At 69.1% G+C, this 19771-nt stretch carries 10 protein-coding genes (1 of these 10 cut by a window edge); 6 read left to right on the top strand and 4 right to left on the bottom strand.

Annotated elements, in window-relative coordinates; all coding sequences use genetic code 11:
* Positions 1-264 precede the first annotated feature (264 nt).
* Positions 265-1881 (top strand): methyl-accepting chemotaxis protein, encoded by a 1617-nt coding sequence (locus tag ACM0M4_RS24190; RefSeq protein ID WP_003093807.1) that lies wholly within the window; start codon positions 265-267, stop codon positions 1879-1881.
* On the opposite strand, the gene chrA is transcribed toward ACM0M4_RS24190, so the two are convergent.
* The gene (chrA, locus tag ACM0M4_RS24185; protein ID WP_019681644.1) at positions 1878-3083 is read right to left on the bottom strand and encodes a chromate efflux transporter; all 1206 of its coding nucleotides are present in this window, start codon (positions 3081-3083) and stop codon (positions 1878-1880) included. The two genes, ACM0M4_RS24190 and chrA, sit on opposite strands and share 4 nt — an antisense overlap.
* A 54-nt stretch (positions 3084-3137) precedes the next feature.
* Positions 3138-3941 (bottom strand): AraC family transcriptional regulator, encoded by an 804-nt coding sequence (locus tag ACM0M4_RS24180; protein WP_003103975.1) that lies wholly within the window; start codon positions 3939-3941, stop codon positions 3138-3140.
* 100 nt (positions 3942-4041) lie between these two features.
* Between ACM0M4_RS24180 and ACM0M4_RS24175 the strand changes: the two genes are divergently transcribed.
* The 5 genes from ACM0M4_RS24175 (at position 4042) to recD (ending at position 15180) form a co-directional block, all read left to right on the top strand.
* On the top strand, positions 4042-4932 hold the full coding sequence (locus ACM0M4_RS24175; RefSeq protein WP_088407216.1) for a DMT family transporter: 891 nt from the start codon (positions 4042-4044) through the stop codon (positions 4930-4932).
* A 112-nt stretch (positions 4933-5044) separates the two neighbouring features.
* Positions 5045-5728 (top strand): lipoate--protein ligase family protein, encoded by a 684-nt coding sequence (locus ACM0M4_RS24170; protein WP_004348122.1) that lies wholly within the window; start codon positions 5045-5047, stop codon positions 5726-5728.
* 40 nt (positions 5729-5768) lie between these two features.
* Positions 5769-9284 (top strand): exodeoxyribonuclease V subunit gamma, encoded by a 3516-nt coding sequence (recC, locus tag ACM0M4_RS24165; protein WP_023122714.1) that lies wholly within the window; start codon positions 5769-5771, stop codon positions 9282-9284.
* Positions 9281-13018, top strand: coding sequence for an exodeoxyribonuclease V subunit beta (recB, locus tag ACM0M4_RS24160; protein ID WP_115288860.1), 3738 nt, complete (start codon positions 9281-9283; stop codon positions 13016-13018). The genes recC and recB overlap by 4 nt, the downstream gene beginning before the upstream one ends.
* Complete coding sequence (gene recD, locus ACM0M4_RS24155; protein ID WP_033945560.1) at positions 13015-15180, top strand: exodeoxyribonuclease V subunit alpha; 2166 nt, start codon at positions 13015-13017, stop codon at positions 15178-15180. The genes recB and recD overlap by 4 nt, the downstream gene beginning before the upstream one ends.
* A 21-nt stretch (positions 15181-15201) precedes the next feature.
* Here the strand turns inward: recD and ACM0M4_RS24150 are convergent, their stop codons facing one another.
* A complete protein-coding gene (locus tag ACM0M4_RS24150) occupies positions 15202-18837 on the bottom strand; it encodes an AAA family ATPase (protein WP_115288859.1) in 3636 nt (1211 codons plus the stop codon).
* Positions 18838-18845: 8 nt separating this feature from the next.
* Positions 18846-19771 carry the 3' portion of an exonuclease SbcCD subunit D C-terminal domain-containing protein gene (locus ACM0M4_RS24145; protein ID WP_115288985.1) on the bottom strand. 304 nt of this gene lie beyond the right edge of the window, so the window shows 926 of its 1230 coding nt (coding positions 305-1230); the start codon falls outside the window, past its right edge; it ends in the stop codon at positions 18846-18848.

The following is a 19771-nucleotide window of genomic DNA, read 5'->3' as shown; positions in this document are numbered from 1 at the left end:
GGACGGAAATTCTTCGAGCGACCCCTGGAAATGCGGCGAAGCCCCCATGGATCAAGGCCTGGCCGACGCGTCCGGGGTGTTCTCCGCCTTTCGTCGCGGCCTGCGCTAGTCGAATACCAGCCATTGGCCATACCACTAAGGAACGATGGCGGCGCTTCCGGGGGCGGGCTACAAACCGGACTACAAGTCAAATAAAGAAGCCCCGCCGTCGCCCGTCCGACCCCAGGGTCATGACGCAACGCCCCGGAGGCCGGAGATTTACTCATGCAGCCCGCTCGTTCCCGCATCCTCTTCGTCTGCCTGTTGCAGAGCCTGGCCCTGGTTCTCCTGCTGGTCGGCGCCCGGCATGGCTGGCTGCCGCTGTACCTGGCCCTGCCGCTCGGCGTGGCGCTGCTCTGGTTGCCCTGGCTGCTTCCCGGCAACCGCACGGCGGTGGCTACCGTCGGCGAGCCCGACATCGCCCGGCTGGCTCGCGACCTGTCCCATAACACCAGCCAGAACGCCTTGTCGGCCGCCGGCGTGGCGTTCTCGGTGAAGCGCCTGGCGGAGAAGCTGCAATCCCAGCTCGACGCCGCCGAACAGATCGTCGGCAGCGCCGAAGTGATGATCCACACCGAGCGCGCCACCTCCAATCTGGCGCGCCAGGCCATGGACGCCGCCACCCGGGCGCGCGCCGGCAGCGACGAAGGCCAGGTGCTGCTGGCCTCGACCATCGAGCGCATGCATCGGCTCAGCGAGCGGATGGGCGCCAGCCGCGAGGCGATCGAGGCGCTGAACCAGCGCAGCGAGGACATCCAGCGGGTCACCCTGGTGATCCAGGGCATCGCCAGCCAGACCAACCTGCTGGCCCTCAACGCGGCCATCGAGGCGGCCCGCGCCGGCGAGCATGGGCGCGGCTTCGCGGTGGTTGCCGAAGAGGTGCGTGGCCTGGCCGGACGTACCGCCGAGGCCACCGAGGAAGTCGGCCAGATGGTCGCCGAGATCCAGCGCCAGACCAGCGAGGTGGTCGAGCAGATCCGCCAGCTTTCCGAAGAGTTGGGGGAAGGGGTCGGCCAGGTCGAGCTGACCGGTCGGCAACTGGAAGGCATTGCCGAACTGGCGGCCGGGGTGGAAAGCCAGATTACCGAGATCGCCCAGGGCGCCGAGATCAACCGCAGCCAACTCGCCAGCCTGTTCGCCGCGGTCGAGCAGGTGCGCGGCGACCTCAGCGCCAGCGAGGAACAGACCCTGCGCCTCGGCGAAGCTGCCAGCCAGTTGGAGAACCAGGCCGAGGTGATCAGCGAGCGCCTCGCCGAGGTCAGCCTGGACGCCTACCACCAGTCGGTCTACGACCTCGCCCGGGAGGGCGCGGCGGCTATCGCCGCTCGCTTCGAGGAGGACGTGCGCAGCGGGCGCATCGACCTCGACGACCTGTTCGACCGCAGCTACCAGCCGTTGCCCAATACCCAGCCGACCAAGTACCGGACCCGCTTCGACAGCTACACCGACCAGGTCCTGCCGGGCATCCAGGAGCAGTTGCTGGAGCGCAACCGCAACCTGGTATTCGCCATCGCCTGTACCCCCGAAGGCTACGTGCCCACCCACAATCGCGCCTTCGCCCATCCGCCCAGCGGCGACCCGCAGACGGACGCGTTGCGCAGCCGCAGCAAGCGCCTGTTCAACGACCGCACCGGGATTCGCTGCGGCAGCCACCAGCAGCCGCTGTTGCTACAGACCTACACCCGTGACACCGGCGAGCTGATGCACGATCTTTCGGTGCCGATCTTCATCCACGGCAAGCACTGGGGCGGCCTGCGCCTCGGCTACCGGCCGGAGGGCGCGGAGCCGGGCAAGGCGGCCGCGCCGGCGGCGCAGGGGCTGAGCCTGGCCTTGAACGGCTAGCCGGCTGTGGCGATCAGGCCGCCGGCCACGGCGCAGGCGAGCACCACTTGCCAGGGCGGCGTCTTCCAGGCGAGCAGGGCCAGCAGGGCGAAGAGCAGCAGGGCGAAGTCGGCCGGGCGCAGGATGCCTTCGGTCCAGAGCGGCTGGTACAGCGCCGCCAGCAGCAGGCCGACCACCGCCGCGTTGACCCCGGCCAGCGTTGCCCGTACCCGGCGTTCGTGGCGCAGGCGTTCCCAGAATGGCAAGGCACCGGCGACCAGCAGGAACGACGGCAGGAAGATCGCCAGCAGGCACAGCAGCGCGCCGCTCCAGCCGTTCGGCGCCGGGCCCGAGGCTGCGCCGAGGAACGCGGCGAAGGTGAAGAGCGGGCCCGGTACCGCCTGGGCGGCCGCGTAGCCGGCGAGGAAGGTATCGCCGTCGACCCAGCCCTTGGGTACCACTTCCGCCTGCAGCAGCGGCAGCACCACATGGCCACCGCCGAATACCAGCGAGCCAGCCCGGTAGAACGCGTCGAGCAGGCGCAGCCAGTGTTCCGGCCAGAGGCGCGCGGCCAGCGGCAGGCAGACCAGCAGCACGGCGAACAAGGTGAGGAACAGCAGCGCGCCGCGGTAGCCAATGGCGATCGGCAGTCGCTCGTGGCCTTCCACTGCTTCCGTTTTCAACAGGGCGCGGCCGGCCAGGCCGGCACCGGCGATCACCGCGACCTGGGTCCAGGCAGTGGGCCAGGCCAGCACGCTCGCGCAGGACAGCGCCATCAGCGTCAGGCGCGGGCGATCCGGGCACAGGCTGCGACCCATGCCCCAGACCGCCTGGGCCACCACCGCCACCGCGGCGATCTTCAGGCCATGCAGCACGCCCTCGGGCAACAGCGCGCCCCAGCGTCCCAGGCCGAGAGCGAAGAGCACCAGCAGCAACGCCGAGGGCAGGGTGAAACCGAGCCAGGCGGCGAGGGCGCCGGGATAGCCGGCGCGGGCCAGGCCGAGGGCCATGCCGACCTGGCTGCTGGCGGGGCCGGGAAGGAACTGGCAGAGGGCGACCAGGTCGGCGTAGCTGCTTTCGCTCAGCCAGCCGCGGCGGCGGACGAACTCGTCGCGGAAATAGCCGAGGTGGGCGATGGGCCCGCCGAAGGCGCTGCAGCCCAGCTTGAGGAAGGCGAGGAACACCGCGAGGGCGGTGTCGGGATGGCGGCTGGCGGTTGGCATGCGAACTCCGGATGGTGGCTGCTGCGAGCATAGCCGCAACGCATGCACGGCGGGTTACAGCATCGGCATGTCCTGGGCGCGGCTGGCCAGGCGGTATTGTTCCGGTGTGGTGCCGGCCAGCCGGCGGAACATCGAGATGAACGCCGAGGGGCTGCTGTAGCCGAGGTCGAAGGCGATCTGCTGGATCCCCCTGCCGGCTTCCAGCGCCTCGATGGCCGCGAGGAAGCGCAGGCGTTGGCGCCATTCGCCAAAGGTCATGCCCAGTTCGCGCTGGCAGTGCCGGGCCAGGGTTCGCTCGGTGCTGTGCACCTGCTGCGCCCATTGCGCCAGCGAGCGGTTGTCGCCCGGCTCGGCCTGCAGTGCGTCGAGCACCTCGCGCAGCGCCGGGGTACGGCCGTATGGCAGGTAGTCGTCGTGGGGCTGGGCGCATTCCAGCTGGTCCATGACGACCCGGGCCAGGCGCAGGTCCTGCGCCGAGGTCGGCAGGTTGACCCCGCGCTCGGCGAAGTCCGAGAGGATCGCCTTGAGGATCGCGCTGATCGCCAGGGTGCAGGGTGTCGCCGGCAGGCGTCGTGACAGCTCGGCGGAAAGGTACAGCGAGCGGTAGACGATGGCCTGGCTGTTGTAGCAGCTGTGCACCCGCTCCGGTGGTATCCATACCGCGTATTGCGGAGGTGAGAGGAAGCGCTGGCCGTCGATCTCCAGCTGCATCACGCCATGGGCTGCATAGTTGAGCTGGCCCCAGGCGTGGGTGTGGGGCGGCGAATGGGTGTCGGCGCCGAACTCGTCATAGCGGAAATAGACGTCGAAAGACTGCCCCTGGAGATCGGGAAGGCGCAGCAAGGTGGTGGTCGACATGTCCGAACCTACGGGTGGTTTGTCTGGAATTCATTATACGTCTGTATTCGGACTGGCTCAGAATGGCCGCGTATTCCTTTTTCATAGTGCGGAACCTCCCATGCGATACCTGTTTCCCCTGCTGGCCGTGTTCATCTGGGCCGGCAACACCGTCGTCAACAAGCTCGCCGTGGGGATCATCCAGCCCGCCGAGATCGGTTTCTTCCGCTGGCTGCTGGTCGGCCTGGCGCTGACGCCCTTCATGCTCGGCCCGGTGCTGCGCAACCGCCGCTACATCCTCGCCAACCTCGGCAAGTTCGTGGTCCTCGGCCTGCTCGGCATGGCCGTCTACCAGAGCCTGGCCTACTACGCGGCGGCGCTGACCAGCGCCACCAACATGGGCATCATCCTGTCGCTGATGCCCCTGATGTCGCTGGGCCTGGCCAGCAGCATCCTGGCCCACCGGCTGAACGCCGGGGCGCTGCTCGGCGCGCTGGTGTCGCTGGCCGGCGTGGTGCTGGTGATTTCTCAGGGCCATCTCGGCGCTTTGCTGGAGCATGGAGTGAATCTCGGCGACGCGATGATGATCGTCGCCACCCTGGCCTATGCGGTGTACAGCGTGCTGCTGAAGAAATGGAGCCTGAAGCTGCCGGCCATGCAACTGCTCTACCTGCAGGTGCTGGTGGCGATCCTCGCCCTGCTGCCGCTGTACCTGCTGTCGCCGCGCACCGGCCTGAACGCCGCCAACCTGCCGCTGGTGCTGTACGCCGCGCTGTTCGCCTCGATCGTCGCCGCGCTGGCCTGGATGCACGGTGTCGCCCGTCTCGGGCCGAGCCGGATGGCCCTGTTCTTCAACCTGCTGCCGATCATCACCGCCTGCATCGCCACCCTGGTGCTCGGCGAGCGCCTGACCGTCCATCACCTGGTCGGCGGCGCGCTGACCCTGGCCGGGGTCCTGCTGGCCGAGTTCTGGCAGCGCCGCCCGGCCCGTCTGCGCTCGGCAACCTGCTGATTTCCCGGCAACTTCCTCGCGATTACGGCGCACGGAGGCGCCGCCACTGGCTATCATAGGCAGCGCTCCCCGCGTGGGAGCCGAGCCGTGCCAGCCTGGAAGAGGAAGAATCGTGGTCGAAGTGTTTTCCGTGCAGGATGGGCTGGACGCCGAGCGCGCCCTGCTCGACGAGGTGTGTGGCGGTGCCCGCGAGCATGGCCTGTTGCTCTGGCTGCCCTGCGATCGGGCGCTGGTCATGCCGCGCCGGATGGAGCGCCTGGAAGGATTCGCGCCGGCCAGCGCAGCGGTCGCCGAACGCGGCTGGCCGGTGCTGCTGCGCGATACCGGCGGCGAGCCGGTGCCGCAATCGCCGGGCGTGCTGAACATCGCCCTGTCCTATGCGCTGGGGCCCGGCGACAACGAGCAGACCCGTATCGAAACCGCCTACCTGCGGCTGTGCCAGCCGATCTGCGACTGGCTCCGCGAGCGCGGCCTGGACGCCGGCGTGGGCGCCGTGGCCGGTTCCTTCTGCGACGGCCGCTACAATGTCACCCTGGATGGGCGCAAGCTCGCCGGGACCGCGCAACGCTGGCGGCGCAACGGCGCCGGCCGGCCGGTGGTGCTGGCGCACGCGGCGCTGCTGGTCGGCGCCGAGCGCGAGGAGATGGTCGAGGTGGTCAACACCTTCACCCGCCGTTGCGCCAGTGCCCCGGATTGCCAGGCGGACAGCCATCTCGGCCTGAGCGAGCGCTGGAGCGATTTCCGCATGGCCGACAGCCTCGAACTGGAACGACGCTTCGTCGCCGCCCGATCCTGACCTCTTTCGCCAGAGCCTTGCGCCAGGAATAGCCGTACCGATGCCAGAACCCTTGGGAACCACCGCCCTCACGCCCGGATTCATGATCGTCCACGGCAATCGCCTGGACGACCTGCGCGACCTCGCCGTTTCCTGGATGCGCCGCTATCCGCTGGCGCCGCTGGAAAGCGAGCGGGTCCTGGTGCACAGCAACGGCATCGCCCAATGGTTGAAGCTGGCATTGGCCGAAGATCCCCGCGAGGACGGCGGCGGCGGTGGCGGCATCGCCGCGGCGCTGGAGGTGCAGTTGCCGGCGCAGTTCCTCTGGCAGGCCTATCGCGCGGTGCTGGGCCGCGAAAGCATTCCCGAGGTTTCCGAACTGGACAAGGCGCCGCTGACCTGGCGCCTGATGCGTCTGCTTCCCGGATTGCTGGAGCGTCCCGAGTTCCGCACCCTGCAACGTTTCCTCGCCGACGATGCCGACCTGCGCAAGCGTCATCAACTGGCCGAGCGCCTGGCCGACCTGTTCGACCAGTACCAGGTCTATCGCGGCGACTGGCTCGACGACTGGAGCCAGGGCCGCGACCAGTTGCGCACGGCGAACGGGCAGGCGCGCCCGCTCGGTGCCGACGAGCGCTGGCAGGCCGAATTGTGGCGCGCGCTGCTCGCCGACGTCGGTGCCGATAGCCTGGCCCGCAGCCGCTCCGGCGTGCACCGGCGCTTCATCGAGGCGCTGCGCTCCGCCAGCGCGGCGCCGCGCGCGTTGCCGCGACGAGTGGTGGTGTTCGGGATTTCCTCGATGCCGGCGCAGACCCTCGAGGCGCTGGCCGCCCTGGCCAGGTTCAGCCAGGTGCTGCTCTGCGTGCACAACCCCTGTCGCCACCACTGGGCCGACATCGTCGCCGACAAGGACCTGTTGCGCCACGAGTACCGCCGCCAGCAGCGCCGCGCCGGCGTCCCCGCCGACCTCGACGAGGACCGCCAGCACCAGCATGCCCAGCCGTTGCTGGCGGCCTGGGGCAAGCAGGGCCGCGACTACATCAACCTGCTCGACAGCTACGACGACCCGGACAGCTATCGGAACCTGTTCGGCGAGGTCAACGGCGGGCGCATCGACCTGTTCAGCGAGGAGGCCCCGCACGGGCTGCTCGGCCAGTTGCAGGACGATATCCTCGAACTGCGCCCGTTGGCGGAAACCCGCGAGCACTGGCCGCCGGTGGCGCCGCGGAGCGACGCCTCGATCCGCTTCCATGTGGCCCACAGCGCGCAGCGCGAAGTGGAGATCCTCCACGACCAGTTGCTCGCCCGCTTCAACGCCGATCCGAGCCTGAAGCCGCGCGACGTGATCGTCATGGTCCCCGACATCAACGCCTACGCGCCGCACATCGAGGCGGTGTTCGGCCAGGTGCCGCGCGACGACCAGCGCTTCATTCCCTATACCCTGGCCGACCAGGGACAGCGCGGTCGCGAGCCGCTGCTGATCGCCCTGGAGCACCTGCTGAAACTGCCCGACAGCCGTTTCGCCGTGAGCGAGATCCTCGACCTGCTGGACGTCCCGGCATTGCGCCGGCGTTTCGGCGTCGACGAGGCCGACCTGGCGACCCTGCACCGCTGGATCGAAGGCGCCGGCGTGCGCTGGGGGCTGGATGCCGCGCAGCGCGAGCGTCTCGGCCTGCCAGCGGGACTGGAGGGCAACAGTTGGCGCTTCGGTCTGCGGCGCATGCTGCTCGGCTACGCGGTCGGCGAAGGCGCGGCCCTGCAAGGCATCCAGCCCTACGATGAGGTCGGTGGTCTGGACGCCGCCCTGGCAGGCCCGCTGGCTGTGCTGCTGGAGCGCCTCGAGGTGGCCTACGCCGAGCTGGCCGAACCGGCCACCCCGGCGCAGTGGGGCGAGCGCCTGCAAGCCCTGCTCACGGTGTTCTTCGAGGCTCACGACGAGCGCGACGAACTGCTTCTCACCCAGCTCCTGCAATTGCTCGAGCGCTGGCAGGAACACTGCGCTTGTGCGGCCTTCGCCGAGCCGCTACCGATCAGCGTGATACGCGAGGCCTGGCTCGGCGGCCTGGACCAGGGCGGCCTGAACCAGCGCTTCCTGGCTGGCGCGGTGAGTTTCTGCACGTTGATGCCGATGCGCGCGATCCCGTTCCGGCTGGTCTGCCTGCTTGGCATGAACGATGGCGACTACCCCCGCCAGCAGTCGCCGCTGGATTTCGACTTGATGCGCAACGACTACCGCCCCGGCGACCGCTCGCGGCGCGAGGACGACCGCTACCTGCTGCTCGAGGCGCTGCTCTCGGCGCGCGAGCAACTCTACGTGAGCTGGGTGGGGCGGAGTATCCGCGACAATGGCGAGCGGCCGCCCTCGGTGCTGATCGGCCAGTTGCGCGATCACCTGGCGGCCGGCTGGCGCCTGGATCCGGACGGCGACGGCGAGGCGCTGCTGCGTGCCCTGACCCAGGAGCATCCGCTGCAGCCGTTCAGCCGCCGGTATTTTCACGATGCGCCGGAGCAGGGCGTCGATGGCCTGTTCACTTACGCCCGCGAGTGGCGCGAGGTCCATCGCGAGGACGAGATCGGCGTTCCCGACGCCGAAGCGCCCCTGCCGCCGCTGGAGCTGGAGGGCGCGCTGGGGCTGCGAGCGCTGGCGGAGTTCCTCGCCAACCCGGTGAATGCGTTCTTCCAGCAGCGGCTCAAGGTGCGTTTCGACGACGAGCAATTGACCGGCAACGACGAAGAGCCTTTCGAGCTGGACGCGCTGGACAACTGGAAGCTGCAATTCGAGCTGACCGAACGCATGAAGCGCTGGGTCGAGCGGGACTGGGATGCCGAGGGCCTGCCGGTGCAGTTGCAGGCCCAGGTCGAGCGACTGCGGCGACAGGGTCGCCTGCCGCTGGCGGCGTTCGGCGAGTTCTCCGCGCGCCATTTGCTGCAACCGCTGCCCGACCTGCTCTGGCGCTACCGCCAGGAAATCGAGCGCTGGCCGGAGGCGGTCGAGCAGCAGCAGGAGTTGCGCCATCGCCATCCGTCCGGGCTGGAGCTGGAGGACTGGCTCGGCGGCTTGCGTCGCGACGCTTCCGGGCGCCTGGCGCGCCTGCAATTGCTCAGCGGCAAGCTCCATGAGGGGCGCAGCTTCAAGTGGCACAGCCTGGTACGCCACTGGTTGCAGCACCTCGCCCTGCAACGTCTAGGCCAGCCGGTGAGCAGCGTGCTGGTGAGCCAGACCGGCACCCTGGAGATTCCGCCGTTGCCGAGCGAGCGTGCCAGCGAGTACCTCGACCAGTTGATCGACGCCTGGCGCCAGGGCATGCGCCAGCCGTTGCCGGTGGCCTGCCGGACCGCTTTCGCCTGGCTCGCCAGTGGTGGCGCCGCAGAGCCCGAGAAAGCCATGCGCGAGGCGCGCAAGCGCTACGAGGGAGGGTTCGGCATGGGGGGCGAGGTGGACGCCTCGCCGGCGCTGGCTCGGGTCTATCCGGACTTCGACCGGCTGCTCGCCAGCGGTGAGTTCGCGCACTGGGCCGAGCAGCTCTACGCGCCGCTGCTGGCTGCCCTGGGACGTGGCGCGGAGGAGCAGGCATGAGCCAGCAGCAGATGCCCGTGGCCCTCGATCCGCTGGACTTCCCGTTGCACGGCAGCCGCCTGATCGAGGCCAGCGCCGGTACCGGCAAGACGTTCACCATCGCCCTGCTATACGTACGCCTGGTCCTCGACCATGGCGGCGAGAACGCTTTCGGCCGGCCGCTGAGCCCGCCGGAAATCCTCGTGGTGACCTTCACCGATGCGGCGACCCAGGAACTCCGCGAGCGTATCCGCAGCCGCCTGGGCGAAGCGGCGCGTTGTTTCGCCGAGCCGCAGGAGCGCCACGACGGCCTGCTGGTCGCGTTGCGCCAGCAGTATCCCGCCGAGCGCTGGCCGGGCTGCGCGCGCCTGCTGCGCCTGGCCGCGGAGTGGATGGACGAGGCCGCGGTATCGACCATCCACAGTTGGTGCTACCGGATGCTGCGCGAGCACGCCTTCGACAGCGGCAGCCTGTTCACCCAGAACCTGGAAACCGACCAGAGCGAATTGCTCGCCGAAGTGGTACGGGACTACTGGCGGCGTAACTTCTACGGCCTGACGGCTCCGGCGGCGCAAGCCGTGGCCAGTTGCTACAGCGGGCCGGAGACGCTGGGCAAGGCCTTGCAGCCGCTGCTGGCGCGGCAGGACGCCGACTTCCGCTACGCCGACCAGGCGCTGAGTGCGCCCGAGTCACTGACAGCCTTGCTGGAGCAGGGCGGCGACTGGTATCGCCAGCTCGACCAACTGGACGCGCAGGCCCGCGCCGCCTGGCGCGCAACGCGCGTCGAACTGGAAGCGCTGCTGCGCGACCTGCGTCCCTACCTGAACGGCAACAGCTATCGCGGCAAGGACAGCGACGAGACCTTCGACGCCTGGCTGCAAGCGTTGGCGGACTGGAGCGAGGGCGGCGAGCAGCCGGCCAACCTGGGCAAGTTCGGCCAGACCCGGATCAAGCTCACCGCCAAGCGCGTGGCGCCCGAGCATGCCGCGCTAAGGGCCATCGACGCCTGGGCCGCGCATCAGGAAGAGCGTCCCGATCTCGCTCCCCACCTGTTGTTGCACGCGTTGGGCGAAGTCGGGCACGAACTGGAGATCGAGAAGCAGCGGCGTGCCGAGATCGGCTTCGACGACCTGCTCAGCCGCCTCGACCGCGCCTTGCAGGGGCCTGGTGGCGAGCGCCTGGCGCAATTGATCCGCGAGCAGTTCCCGGTGGCGCTGATCGACGAGTTCCAGGATACCGACCCGGTGCAGTACCGGATCTTCGAGCGCATCTACCGGATCGCCGCCGATCCCGACGAGCCCCAGGCGCGGGAAACCGGCCTGTTCATGATCGGCGACCCCAAGCAGGCGATCTACGCCTTCCGCGGTGCCGACATCCATACCTACCTGCGCGCCCGCGAGGCCACTCGCGGGCGGCATTACACCCTTGGCAAGAACTTCCGCTCGACCGCCGCCATGGTGGCGGCCGCCAACCGCTGCTTCGCCTTCGCCGAAGAGCATCCGCGCGGCGCCTTCCGTTTCGCCCGCGAGGGGCTGGAAAACCCGGTGCCGTTCCATGCGGTGGACGCCCAGGGGCGCGCCGAACGTTTGTTGATCGACGGTGCCGAGGCGCCAGCGATGACGTTCTGGAACCTTGATGTCGAAGCCGGCGTGCTCGGCTCCGCGGCGTATCGCCAGGAAATGGCCGAGCGCAGCGCCAGCGCCATCCGCCGCTGGCTGAGCCTGGCCGACCTGGGCCGCGCCGGCTTCGCCGACGAGCAGGGCGGCTGGCGGGCGTTGCGCCCGGCGGATATTGCCATCCTCGTCCGCGGTCGCGCCGAGGCCGAGGCGATCCGCAGCGCGTTGGCGGCGCGACGACTGGCCAGCGTCTACCTGTCCGACCGCGACTCGGTGTTCGACAGCCAGGAAGCCGCCGACCTGCTGCATTGGCTGCGTGCCTGCGCCGACCCCGGCGCCGATGCGCTGCTGCGGGTCGCCCTGGCTACCCGCAGCCTGCACCTGGACTGGGCGACCCTGGAACGATTGAACCAGGACGAACTGTTCTGGGAACGGATGGTCCTGCGCTTCCGCGACTATCGCCGGTCCTGGCAGGCCCAGGGCGTATTGCCGATGCTGCGGCGCCTGCTCGCCGACTTCGAACTGCCGGCGCGCCTGCTGCGGCATGCCGATGGCGAGCGCAGCCTGACCAACCTGCTGCACCTGGCCGAGTGGCTGCAGCGCGCGGCGGTGGAGCTGGACGGTGAGCACGCGCTGATCCGCCATCTGGCCGAGCAGGTGCAGAGTCCGGGGAGCGAAGAGATCCTCCGCCTGGAAAGCGACGCCGACCTGATCAAGGTGGTGACCATCCACAAGTCCAAGGGGCTGGAATACCCCTTGGTGCTGCTGCCCTTCATCTGCAGCTGGAGGGAGCTGGACGGCAACAGCGGCGCGCCGGCGAGTTTCCACGAGGATGGCGCTGCAGGGCGGGTCATCGAGCTGGCGCGGCGCAAGGAGCAGGCTGCGCGGGCCTACGAGCAGGCCAACGACGAGCGCCTCGGCGAAGACATGCGCCTGCTCTACGTGGCCCTGACCCGCGCCCGCCATTCGGTGTGGCTGGGCATCGCGCCGCTGGTGGCGAGCAACAGCAAGTCGCCGGAGTTGCACAAGGGGGCCCTGGGCTACCTGCTTGCCGGCGGCGCAACCATCGGCAGCGATGGCCTCGGACAATGCCTCGCCGCGTTGCGCGGCGAGTGCCGGGAGATTGTCGTCGAGCCGGCCCCCGAGGCGGACGCCGAACGCTATGTCGCAGGGCGCGGCCAGGGCCTTGGGCAGGCCCGCGAAACCCGCCGCAGCAGCCGCGAGAAGTGGTGGGTCGCCAGCTATTCCGGCCTGCAATTGCAGGCCTCCGCCGGGCTGGACGATGACGAGGCGTTGGAGAGCGACGAATCGCAGGAGCCGATCAGCGCCGAGGAAGCCACCTTCCACGAAGAAGGCCGTTCCGCCGAACAGCCGCCGGTCGCGCACGCCAGCGAGATGCGCGACGACCTGCATCGCTTCCCGCGCGGACCGGCTCCCGGCACCTTCCTCCACGGGCTGCTCGAATGGGCCGGCCGCGAAGGCTTCGATGTGGCGCGCGCCGATGCCCAGCGGCGCCGCGAACTGGTCGCGCGACGCTGCGATCTGCGTGGCTGGAAGGACTGGGCCGAACCGCTCGACCTGTGGCTGGAACAGTATCTCGCCGAACCGCTGCGCTGGCCCGGTGGCGAAACCAGCCTGGCCGGGCTCGTCGCCTACCAGGTGGAAATGGAGTTCTGGTTCGCCACCCACCAGGTCCAGGCCGAGGCGATCGACGCCCTGGTCCGGCGCCATACCCTCGGCGGCGCGGCGCGTCCGGCGCTGGCGCCGACCCTGCTGAACGGCATGTTCAAGGGCTTCGTCGACCTGGTCTTCGAGCACCAGGGGCGTTTCTACGTGGCCGACTACAAGTCCAACTGGCTGGGCGCCGACGATGGCGCCTACAGCCCGGAAGCGATGACCGCCGCGGTGCTGGAGAACCGTTATGACCTGCAGTACGTGTTGTACCTGCTGGCCCTGCACCGGCAGTTGAAGGCGCGCCTGCCCGACTACGACTACGACCGCCACATGGGCGGCGCCGTGTACCTGTTCCTCCGCGGCGCCCGCGCGGCGACCCAGGGCCTGCACTTCGAGCGCCCGCTGCGGGAACTGATCGAACGCCTGGACGCGCTGTTCAGCGGCCAGCCGGGAGCCGAGCGATGAATCCGACCCTCAAGCAACTGGCCGGCGAAGTCCGCGATGGCCGCGACGACCAGGTAGCGCAACCGCTGGCGGCACGCCACGACCTGCTGCGCCAGCTCGACCTGTGGGTGGCGCGCGGCTGGCTACGGGCGCTGGACCGGGCGTTCGTCGCCTTCCTCGTCGAGTTGCAGCCGCAGGCCGATCCCCGGGTGCTGCTGGCGGCGGCGCTGACCAGCCACCAACTGGGCCACGGTCACGTCTGCCTGGACCTGGAGGCGACCCTCGGCGCGCCCGACGCGGCACTGTCGCTGCCGCCGGAAGGCGACGAAGGCCGCGATGTGCTGTTGCCGTCGCAACTGCTGCACGGCGTGCGCCTCGACGCCTGGCGCGAGGCCCTGGCGGCGTCACCGTTGGTGGAGGTGGTCGACGAGCGCCCAGGCGATCCCGAGCCGAGCGAGACGGCGACCTCGCCGCTGGTGCTTTGCGCCCAGCGTCTCTACCTGCGTCGTTATTGGCGGCACGAACTGGAGATCGCCCTGGCCCTGCGCGAGCGCCTGGGTCGGCAGGCGCCCCTGGCCGCCGACCTGGCGCCGCGCCTGGCCGCGCTGTTCGCGCAGGCGCCGACGGAAGACGGCCAGCGCGTCACCGACTGGCAGAAGCTGGCCTGCGCCCTGGCGGCCCGCGGCTATTTCAGCCTGATCACCGGCGGTCCCGGTACCGGCAAGACCACCACCGTGGTGCGCCTGCTCGGTCTGCTCCAGGCACCGGCGGTAGCCGCCGGCCAGCCGCTGCGCATCCGCCTCGCGGCGCCCACCGGCAAGGCCGCGGCGCGTCTCTCCGAATCCATCGGCCAGCAGGTCCGGGCCCTGCCGCTGGCGGAAGACGTGTTGCAGGCGATCCCCGCCGAGGTCACTACCCTGCACCGTCTGCTTGGCAGCCGTCCGGATACCCGGCACTTCCGCCACCACCGGGACAACCCTTTGGCGCTGGACGTGCTGGTGGTGGACGAGGCCTCGATGATCGACCTGGAAATGATGGCCAGCCTGCTCGATGCGCTACCGCCGCAGGCGCGCCTGATCCTGCTCGGCGACAAGGACCAGTTGGCCTCGGTAGAGGCCGGCGCGGTGCTCGGCGATCTCTGCCGGGATGCCGAGGAGGGCTGGTACAGCACCGAGACCCGCGCCTGGTTACAGCGGGTCAGCGGCGAAACCTGGCAGGGCTTGCGCGAAGGTTCGGCGCAGGCGCATCCGCTGGCGCAACAGACCGTCATGCTGCGGCATTCCCGGCGCTTCGGCGCGAGCAGCGGGATCGGGCGCCTGGCGCGGTTGGTCAACCGGCAACAGGCCGGCGACGCGCGCGCGCTGCTGGACAGTCCGCCCGCCGACCTCTTCGACCTGCGCCTGCGCGGGGAGCGCGATGCAGCCTTCGCCCGGCTGTTCGTCGACGGTCATCCGCAGGCGCCGGGCACGCCGTACGGCTACCGGCACTACCTGCAACGCCTGGCCGAGGGCCGCCCGGCCGCCGGACTGGCGCTGGAGGATGGCGCCTGGGAGCGCTGGGCGCAGTCGGTACTGACGGCTTTCGACGCCTTCCGCCTGCTCTGCGCGCTGCGCCGCGGCCCATGGGGCGTGGAAGGACTGAACCAGCGGGTAGCGGCAGAACTGCTGCGCCTTGGCCTGATCGAGGCCGATCACGGCTGGTACGAGGGGCGGCCGGTACTGGTGACGCGCAACGACTACAGCCTGGGGCTGATGAACGGCGATATCGGCATCGCCCTGCGCCTGCCCGAGCGCAACGACGACGGCAGCCTGCGCTTCGCGCTGCGCGTGGCCTTCCCGCGCAACGACGGTAGCGGCGGCGTGCGCTTCGTCCTGCCGAGCCGCCTGGTCGAGGTGGACACCGTGTTCGCCATGACCGTGCACAAGTCGCAGGGTTCGGAGTTCGCCCATACCGCGCTGGTCCTGCCGGACGCGCTGAACCCGGTGCTGACCAAGGAGCTGGTGTACACCGGTATCACCCGCGCCCGCGACTGGTTCAGCCTGGTGGAAAGCCTGCCCGGGGTGTTCGAGGAAGCAGTGCGGCGCAAGGTGCGCCGGCTCAGCGGGCTGATGCTGCATCTGCGGCCGGAAAGGGAAGAGCAGCCGCCGCATGCTCCGGGTGAACAGACCGAGCTGCCGTTCTGACGTGCCGCCTGGGCGGTCGGCTCAGCCGACCACCTTCAGGCTGCTCATGCCGTTGCCCTCGCGCTGGACCCGCACCTGGACCGGGATCCGTTCGTGCATTTCCTGGACGTGGGAAATCACCGCCACCTTGCGTCCCTGGGCCTGCAGGTTGTCCAGGGCATCCATCGCCAGTTGCAGGGATTCCGGGTCGAGGCTGCCGAAGCCTTCGTCGATGAACAGCGACTCGATGCGCAGCTTGCTCGATGCCATCGAGGCCAGGCCGAGCGCCAGGGCCAGGGAAATCAGGAAGGTCTCGCCGCCGGAGAGCGAATACACCGAGCGCAGTTCGTCGCCCATCTCGGTGTCCACCACCAGCAGGCCCAGTTCGCTGCCGCCGCGCTGCAGGCGGTAGCGCCGCGCCAACTGGCGCAACTGCACGTTGCTGTGCTGCACCAGCAGGTCGAGGTTGTAGCCCTGGGCGATGCGGCGGAACTTGTCGCCGCTGGACGAACCGATCAGTTCGTTCAGGCGGCCCCATCTGCGGAACTCGGCGCGGGCTCGCTCCAGTTCGGCAAGCAGCGCCTGGCTCTGCTCGCGGCGCTGGTTGTCGGCCTGCAACTGGCTGTAGGTATCCAGGTAGGCCTGTTCGCTGGCGGCCAGGCGTTCGCGCTGTTGCCGCAGGTTGTCTTCCAGCGCCTCGCGGTCGGTTTCCGGCCGCTGCCGGCGATGCTGGAGCAGTTGCGCCTGGCGCTCCGCTTCCAGCGTCTGCTGGCGGGTGATCTCCTCTTGCAGTCGCTGCAATTGCTCCCGCCATTGCGTCGCCTGTTCCTCGGAAAGGCCGAGCAGGGCGTCGAGGCGGCTGTCGTCGAGGTTGTCCTGGCGTTCGCGCCAGGCCTGCCAGTCGGCCTGAAGGCGCTGGAACTCATTCTGTTGACGCTGCCGTTGCTGCTGCAGGTGTTCCAGGGCTTCGGCGAGTCGCAGTTGTTCCTCGCGCAGCGAATCCAGGGGCGCCTGGAGCGTCTCGACGGCACTCTGCGCCGCTTGCGCGGCGTGCTCCAGCGATAGCTGCCAGTCCTGGGCGCAGGCGTGCTGGCCCAGGTGAGCGCCGAGGCGTCCGTTCAGCTCGGCGAGTTCCGCCTGGGCCCTTTCCTCTGCCTGGCGGGCTTCGTTGCGTTGCTCGTCGCTTTGCTTCAGTTGCCAGCTCGTTTCATCGCAGCGCTGCTTGAGCTCCTGCAGACGCTGTTCGACCTGCTGAAGCCGCGCCTGTTGCTGCCGGCGTTGCTCGATGGACTCGCCGAGGGCCTGGAAAGTCCGCAGCGGATCTGTCTGCCAGCGCTGCCAGTGCTCGTCGGAGAGCAATGGACGCAATTGCTGGCTGTCCTCCTCGACCTGCTGCTGCAAATGTTCGTAGCGCTGCCGTTGTTCCGTCAGCGCCTGCTGGCGCTGTTGCAGGATCGTCTCGGCGGCCCGCAGTTCCTGCTGCAATTGCTGGGTCTGGCGCTGGCGGGCGATCAGCCGGTCGAAGTCTCGTTGGCACTGCTGGCGCTGACCTGCCAGGTCGTCCAGGCGTTGTGCCAGCCACTCCAACTGCGCGGACGGCTGCAGGAGTCGCAGTTCTTCCGGCAGCGTCCATTGGTCCAGTTGCCGATCGAGCGCGGCCAGTTGGCCAGTCAGTTCCTGCTGCTCCTGGCGACTCTGGTTGAGTCTTTCCCGCTGGCTGGAATAGCCCTCGCGCAGACCGACCAGGGTCTGTCGCAGCCGCTCGAGGGACTGCTCGGCGCGGACCTGTTCCTGGTCGTCGTGTTCACCGAGGGCGGCGAGCAGTTGCTCGGAATGGTGATAGGGATGCTCCTGGCTGCCGCAGACCGGGCAGGCCTCGCCGTCCACCAGGCCGGCGCGCAGTTGCTCGACGCTGGCGCTGCGGGCCAGACGTTGGCGCTGGAGCAACTCGCGGGTGACCTGCAGGGCCTGCTCCGCCGCCTTCACCTCCTCGGCGCATTGGCTGCCTTGTCGTTTCAGGTCGAGCAATGCCTGCTCCTGCTCGACCATACGCTGGTCGAGTTCGCCCAGGCGTCGAGCCAGACCGGCGCGTTGGTCGAGGACCTGTTGCCATTCCTTGTGGAGCGCTTGTTGTCGTTCCAGGCTATCGGTCTGCCGGCGCAATTCGTCCAGGCGTGCCGCCAGGTCGTCCGGCTCGCTGCCATGGAGGGCGGTCCATTGCGCCTGCAAGCGTTCGAGCGGTTCCCCGGCGTGGGCCAGGGATTTTTCCAGCTCGGGGAGCTGCGCCTGGCTTTCGAGCGCGCGCTGGCGACGTTGCACGAAGGCGGCGAGCTGACCCTGGTGGGTCGCCCAGGCGTCGCCGAGCGCGGCGAGAGCCTGGCTGTCGCGCAATGCCGCCTGCAGTTGCGCCTGTTCCGCGACATGGCGCTGCTGCTCCATATCCAGTTGCCGAGCGGCGTCGCTTTGCTGGGCGTGGCGCTGGTTCGATTGCCGATGGAGTTCCTGTCGCTCGGCCAGCGTTCGCTCCAGGCGCCTGACCTCGCTCTCCAGCTGGAAAGCCTCGCGCAACGGCGCCTGGGCCTGACGCAGATGGTTGTCGGCCTGGGCCTGGCGCTCGCGCGCCTCCTGCAAGCGGGCCTGCAATCCTTGCAAGCGCTCGGCGCCCGCGGCTTGCTGCTCGGTGCGCTGCCGCTGCTGCTGCTCGGAGTGCCGGAGTTCCTGCTCGAGTTGCTTCAGGCGTTCGATCAGTCCGCGAACCGGAGCCAGGCGCTCCAGCCATTGCAGGGTTTCCCGCTCCGTCGCCAGGGCGTCCCAGGCCTGCCTGGCCTCGGCCAGTTGGCCTTGTGCGTGCTCGCAGGATTGCAGCAGCCGCTGCTCCTCGGTGAACCATTGTTGCTGGCCTTCCAGACGTTGCAGTGCCTGTTGCTCCTGGAGACGCACCTGGGCGTGGGATTCCAGCGCCGCCTCGAGCCCGGCCCGGGCCTGCTCGGCCAGGGGCAGGCTGCCTTCCAGGCGTTGCTCGAGTTGCTTGCGCTGCTCGTCGGCCTGGCTGGCGCGCTGATAGGCGGCTTTGCTCAATTGGCTGTACAGGCCGGTGTCGGTGAGTTTCTCCAGCAATGCGCCGCGGTCGTTGTCGCTGGCCTTGAGGAAGGCGCTGAATTCGCTCTGGGCCAGCAGCACGGCGCGAGTGAACTGGGCGAAATTGAGGCCGAGCTTCTGCTCCAGCTGTTCGCGGAACTCGCTTTTCTTGTTCGCTGCCAGCATTTGCTGGGTCTCCAGGTCCTGGAGGCTCTGCTGGCTCTTTTGCAAGGCGCCGTCCGCCTTGTCCCGGGAGCGCCGGGTTTCCCAGCGGGCGCGATAGCGGTGGCCGTCGATGCCGACGAAATCCACTTCGGCGTAGCCGCTGGCGCAACCGCGGCGCAGCAGGTTGCGTTCGTCGTTGCTGGACAGCTCGTTCCGGCCATCGGGAACCTTGCTGCTGGCCGAAGTGCTTTCCAGCCGCGGCGTGCTGCCGAACAGGGCCAGGCACAGGGCGTCCAGCACGGTGCTCTTGCCGGCGCCGGTCGGACCGGTGATGGCGAACAGGCCGGCGCTGGACAGCGGTTCGCGGGTGAAGTCGATTTCCTGCTCGCCAGCGAGGGAGGCGAGGTTCTTCAGGCGGATGGCGAGAATCTTCATGGAACGGCTTATTTCCCCGGGGGCTCTTCGGTGGCCAGTTCGACGCTTTGCAGCAGGCTGGCGAAGTCATCCAGCGCCTGCGCATCCGGGCCGGAGCCATAGGCGCTTTCCCAGGCGCGGCTGAACAGTTCCTGGGGGTTGAGTTGGTCGAGCCCGAGCAGCGGCGCCTGCTCTTCGTCGCGGCGCTGGTACTCGCTGGCGATGCGCACCAGACGGCAAGCCTTGCCCAGCAGGGCGCTCTCGACCTGCTGGCGCAGGTCCGGTTGCGGCTGATCCAGCATGACGTGGACCTCCAGCCAGGGCCGCTGTTCGTTCAGCAGGTCGGCCTCGGCCAGTTCGCCGATTCGATCGAGCACCTCGCCAAGAGGCGCGGGGCCGATGCGCAACAGTTCCACCGCGCGTGGCACCGGGAGACTCTGTACATCCTTCAGGCGCTCACCTTCCAGGGTGACGAGGAGGATCTGGTGGCGATAGTTCACTTCGGCGAAGGACAGCGGCAGCGGCGACCCGCTATAGCGAATGCGCTCCTGTCCGGCGACTTTCTGTGGCTTGTGCAGATGACCGAGGGCTACGTAGGCGATCTGCTCCGGAAACAGGCTGGCGGGCAGCGCTTCGACGTTGCCGATGATCAGGTTTCGCTCGGAGTCTTCGGAAACCGAGCCGCCGGCCATGTGTGCGTGGCTGACGGCGACCAGTGCCTGTCCCGGCGTGCGACGGGCGTGCGCGGCGGCAACCAGGCGTTCGTGCACCTGGCGGATACCGGCCATGTAATCGTCGCCGAGCCCGCCTCCGGTGACTTCGGCGGGACGCAGGAAGGGCAGGGCCAGGCACCAGGCGGCGACCTGGCCATCCGCGTCGTGCAGGGGCAGCAGCAGGCGATCGCTATCGAGGCTTTCGTCTATCCAGCCGATTCGGCCGATGGCATGGGCGTTCA

The organism is Pseudomonas sp. 18-147 (assembly GCF_051048045.1).
Taxonomy (GTDB): Bacteria; Pseudomonadota; Gammaproteobacteria; order Pseudomonadales; family Pseudomonadaceae; genus Pseudomonas; species Pseudomonas aeruginosa.
This window is presented reverse-complemented; position numbering and strand designations above follow the sequence as displayed.

Coding starts and splice junctions, on each gene's coding strand:
- ACM0M4_RS24190 (WP_003093807.1), top strand. CDS start 265: ATGCAGCCCGCTCGTTCCCGCATCCTCTTCGTCTGCCTGTTGCAGAGC.
- chrA (WP_019681644.1), bottom strand. CDS start 3,083: ATGCCAACCGCCAGCCGCCATCCCGACACCGCCCTCGCGGTGTTCCTC.
- ACM0M4_RS24180 (WP_003103975.1), bottom strand. CDS start 3,941: ATGTCGACCACCACCTTGCTGCGCCTTCCCGATCTCCAGGGGCAGTCT.
- ACM0M4_RS24175 (WP_088407216.1), top strand. CDS start 4,042: ATGCGATACCTGTTTCCCCTGCTGGCCGTGTTCATCTGGGCCGGCAAC.
- recC (WP_023122714.1), top strand. CDS start 5,769: ATGCCAGAACCCTTGGGAACCACCGCCCTCACGCCCGGATTCATGATC.
- recB (WP_115288860.1), top strand. CDS start 9,281: ATGAGCCAGCAGCAGATGCCCGTGGCCCTCGATCCGCTGGACTTCCCG.
- recD (WP_033945560.1), top strand. CDS start 13,015: ATGAATCCGACCCTCAAGCAACTGGCCGGCGAAGTCCGCGATGGCCGC.
- ACM0M4_RS24150 (WP_115288859.1), bottom strand. CDS start 18,837: ATGAAGATTCTCGCCATCCGCCTGAAGAACCTCGCCTCCCTCGCTGGC.